General features: G+C 65.1%; 4 protein-coding genes. 1 reads left to right on the forward strand and 3 read right to left on the reverse strand.

Annotation, left to right across the window (positions count from 1 at the left end; translation table 11 throughout):
- The coding region (locus tag AC2VOU_RS16280) for a CaiB/BaiF CoA transferase family protein (RefSeq protein WP_486958302.1) at window positions 1-1,370 on the forward strand (1,370 nt) is incomplete at its 5' end.
- 13 nt (window positions 1,371-1,383) lie between these two features.
- On the opposite strand, the gene AC2VOU_RS16285 is transcribed toward AC2VOU_RS16280, so the two are convergent.
- The 3 genes from AC2VOU_RS16285 to AC2VOU_RS16295 all read right to left on the reverse strand — a co-directional run.
- A complete protein-coding gene (locus AC2VOU_RS16285; RefSeq protein WP_486958303.1) occupies window positions 1,384-2,196 on the reverse strand; it encodes an SDR family NAD(P)-dependent oxidoreductase in 813 nt (270 codons plus the stop codon).
- Between the two features lie 102 nt (window positions 2,197-2,298).
- Window positions 2,299-3,138: a mycofactocin-coupled SDR family oxidoreductase gene (locus tag AC2VOU_RS16290; protein WP_486958304.1), complete on the reverse strand. Its 840-nt coding sequence runs from the start codon at window positions 3,136-3,138 to the stop codon at window positions 2,299-2,301.
- A 47-nt stretch (window positions 3,139-3,185) separates the two neighbouring features.
- The coding region (locus tag AC2VOU_RS16295; RefSeq protein ID WP_486958305.1) for a cytochrome P450 at window positions 3,186-4,334 on the reverse strand (1,149 nt) is incomplete at its 5' end.

Consider the following 4,334-nt stretch of genomic DNA (forward strand, 5'->3'; position numbering starts at 1 on the left):
CAACGCTCGTCGCGCCGCGACCGGCGCCGCGCCTGGGCGAGCACACCGCGCACTATCGGGAGTCGAGGCCGGGCGCACCCGAACGTCCCGCAGCTACAGTCACACAGCGGCTGCCTCTGCACGGGTTGCGCGTACTGGATCTGACCACCTTCTGGGCCGGCCCGAGCTGCACACACTTCCTGGCCATGCTGGGAGCCGAGGTGATCCACGTCGAGTCCACCCGCAAACCGGACGGCGCTCGCCTGATCGCCGGCATCCCGGTCACCGAGCACCAGTGGTGGGAGAAATCGCCGATCTTCTCAGCGTTGAACACCAACAAGAAGGGCATCACACTCGACCTGCAAACCGCCACGGGTCGAGACCTGTTGCGCCGCTTCATCGCAACTTCGGACGTTGTCGTGGAGAACTTCACACCCCGGGTGCTCGACCAGATCGGCCTGGACTTCGATGCGATAGAGGCGATCCGGTCGGACGCGATCCTGTTACGAATGCCCGGGTTCGGACTGGACGGGCCGTGGCGGGACAACCCGGCGTTCGCCTATGTCATCGAAGCCGCGTCCGGGGTGAGTTGGCTGACCGGTTACCCCGACCGCAATCCCTACGAGCCTTACTCGATCGGTGATCCGAACGCCGGCATCCACGCCGTCAACGCGCTGCTGCTCGCGCTGGAGTTCCGCCGCACCACCGGCCAAGGCGTGATGATCGAGGCCGCGATGATCGACGCGGCGCTCAACATCGCCGCCGAACAGGTCATCGAATACTCCGCGTACGGGGCGCTGCTGCAACGCGACGGAAATCGCGGACCGGCCGCTGCGCCGCAAAACCTCTACCGCACAAATGAAGTCGACGAATTCGGACGCCTCGACAGTTGGGTCGCTATCGCCGTCGTCGACGACGGCCAGTGGGCCGGGCTCTGCGATGCGCTCGGCCGACCCGCCTGGGCGCTCGATTCGAAAGTGTCGACGGCCAAGGGCCGGCACGAATACCACGACCTGATTGACCATCACCTGAGCGCGTGGTGCGAAACGCGCGACGGCGACGACATCGTGCGCTGCCTGTGGGATGCCGGTGTTCCGGTTGCCAAGGTGATGCAGCCGCACCGCCAGACCGAGATCCCGCAGCTGCAATTTCGCGGCTTCTTCGAGGACGTCGGCCACCCGGTCAACGCGCCGACGCCGCACAGCACGCTGCCGGTGAGATTCTCCGCCGGCCCGCAGCGATTCCACCTGAGCCCGGCGCCGCTGCTCGGTCAGCACAATCACGAGCTACTCACTGAAATCGGATTGAGCTTCGACGAGATTGCCGAGTTGGAGGCCGAGGGAGTGATCGGCGATGCGCCCGGCGCCGCGCGAAAGACTGCCAGCCGGTGAGTTCAGCCCCCGGTCAGTGGCTCCAGCCGTCGTTGGCCTGTTCGTCGAATACCTGGTCAATACGGTCGAACCGCTTGCGGATCGACCGGCGGGCCGCCGAATGTGGCAGCACGTAGAGGCGGTTGGCCGCAATCGCATCGACGGTGAGGCGGGCGACTTCGTCGACGTCCAATGTGTCCGGCTGTGCCGGGGCGCTGGCAGAGGCCAGCCCGTAGTCGGCGCCCATGATTCGCTCCGAGTTGGAGACCAGCTTGGTCTCGACGACCATCGGGCACAGCACAGATACCCCGATACCGTTGCCTTTGACCTCGCGCGCCAAGTTCTCTGCCAGCCCCACGACGCCGTACTTCGCGACGCTGTAGGCGCCGAGCCCGATGTTGGGCATCAAGCCGGCGAACGACGCGGTGAACGCGACGTGGCCGCCGGTGCCCTGCTCCAGCAGTCGCGGTAGGAACGCCTCGACGGTGTGGATCGAGCCCCACAGGTCGACGTCGATCACCCAGTGCCAGTCCTCGTGAGTCATCTGCGCGATCGGGCCCGCGACCACGATGCCGGCGTTGCTGAAGACCACATCGACCTGGCCGAGCAGGCGGAACGTCTCCCCGGCCAGCTGCGTCATCTCATCGAACGACCGGACATCGCACATCACCGCGTGTGCCTCGAATCCCTGACCCTGTAGATGCGTCACGGCCTGCTCCAGCGAAGGCTGGTCGACGTCTGCGAGCACGAGACGTGCCCCGCGCCTTGCCAACTCCGTTGCGGTCGCTAAACCGATTCCGCTCGCGCCGCCGGTAATGACGGCGCCTTTGCCCTCAAATCCACTCATGGCGCGACGGTAGCCGATGATCGCGGCACAGCGAAACCGACGTTAATGCTGACCGCCTCGGCGTGTCGTCGCGCCATCGTCGATTTCGGTGGTCCGGCCCCGCTATTTCAGGCAGCTGCCGCCGTCGATGGGGAGCGTGACGCCGGTGACGAAACGCGACTCGTCGGACGCCAGGAACAGCACCGCGTTGGCGATGTCCTCCGGCTCAACCCAGCCGATAGGCAGGGTGTGCATCAACTGCCCGACGACCTTCATGTCCTCGGGACCCGGGTTTTCCAGATCGGGGCGGAACAGCTTCATCGTGCCCTCGTTCATGAACAGCGGGGTGTTGACGTTGGTCGGATGCACGGAGTTGACGCGAATGTTCTGCGCACCGAGTTCGACGGCGAAGGTGCGCATCAAGCCGACCACACCGTGTTTGGCGGCGACATAGTGGCCGGTATGCGGGTAGGCCTTCAAGCCCCCGACCGAGCTGGTCAGGATGATCGAGCCACCGTTGCCGCCCGCGAGGATATGTGGCACACCGGCTTTCACGGTCTTCCACACGCCGCCGAGGTTGATGTCGATCATGGCGGTCCAGTCGGTTTCGCTGGTCTTGTCCAGCGTCTGGCCGCCGTTGCCGATGCCCGCGTTGGCGACGATGATGTCGAGCCGGCCGAGCTGCTCGACGCCGGTGTCGACCGCGGCCTTGAGGGCGTCGTAGTCACGCACGTCGACTTCGGCGGTGTAGATCCGGCGGTTGTGCCCCTTGACCAGGTCGGCGGTCTCGGCCAGATCCTCCGGTGTGGACGCGGCGATCAGATCCACCGTATCGATCTTCTTGCAGATGTCGACCGCGATGATGTCGGCGCCCTCTTGCGCCAACCGCACCGCATGTGCACGGCCCTGACCGCGCGCCGCGCCGGTGATGAACGCAACCTTGCCTTCGACGCGACCCGCCATCGTTACCTCGTTTCCCTACTTGTGCTTGGATTCAAATCTGTTGTGGTTCAACCGATGATCGCGGGCAGCGTGTCCCAGCCTCGCACGGTGGACGTCGAAGACAATGCGGCACGACTGAGGTCGACCTGCCATTCGGGGAAGCGCTTGAGGATCTCCTCGAGCGCGATCCGCCCCTCCAGCCGCGCCAGTGCCGAGCCCAGGCAGTAGTGGGTGCCGACGCTGAAGGACAGGTGCTGACGACCCTGCCGATGGATGTCGAAAACATCACCGTCGGGCGGGAATTGACGGTGATCGCGGTTGGCGGCGCCGATCAACATCATCATCGCGCTGCCCTCGGGCACCGTCTGCCCGTAGTAGGTGACGTCGCGAGTCACGTAGCGGGCCACGTGCGGAGCCGGCGGCTCGAAGCGCAGCAACTCCTCGACGGCCGCGGGGATCAGAGCCGGGTTCTCGGCCAGTTCCCGTCGCTGGTCGGGGTGCTCGGCCAAAACCTTTCCGGCCCAACCGATCAGTCGGGTAGTGGTCTCGTTGCCCGCTCCGGAAACCACGCTGATGTAGGTGAGCAGTTCCTCACGCGTCAGCCGCCGCGTGACACCCTTCTCGTCGACGAACTCGACATTCAGCAGATCGGTCATGATGTCGTCGGAGGGGTGTTTGGCGCGCCAGTCGATGAACTCGGTAAAGAACTCGCCGGTGTTCATCCCGGCGGCCGCATCCATTGGCTTGCCGGCTTCGGTGCGCATCTGGTGGTTGGTCATGTCACGCGCGGCTTCCTGATACTCCTCGGGTACGCCGAGCAGCATGCCGATCACCCGCATCGGCATCTGCGCGCCGAGGTCGCCCACGAAGTCGAAGCTATCGGTCAGCGGATCCAAACTTTGCGAGCAGAATTCGCGGATCTTGGGTTCGAGGTCGTTGATCTTGCGCGGGGTGAACATCCGGGCCAGTAGTTTGCGGTGTACGTCGTGTAGCGGCGGGTCCTCGAAGATGAGCACGCCGGGCGGGATGTCGATGTTGGCCTTGATCAGCTCGACGATGGCGCCGCGGGCCGAGCTGAAGGTCTCATGGTCGACCAGCGCGCGATCGACGTCGGCGAACCGGCTCAGTGCGTAGAAGTCGTGCTGCGGGTTGTAGTACAGCGGGGCTTCCTCGCGTATCGCTCGGAAGACCGGGTAGGGGTCGGCATTGATCTCCAC

It is taken from the genome of Mycobacterium sp. TH-M25 (assembly GCF_057473665.1).

Bases quoted from the DNA above. Each gene is read 5' to 3' on its own strand.
- AC2VOU_RS16290 (WP_486958304.1), bottom strand. From the start codon at position 3,138: ATGGCGGGTCGCGTCGAAGGCAAGGTTGCGTTCATCACCGGCGCGGCG.
- AC2VOU_RS16285 (WP_486958303.1), bottom strand. From the start codon at position 2,196: ATGAGTGGATTTGAGGGCAAAGGCGCCGTCATTACCGGCGGCGCGAGC.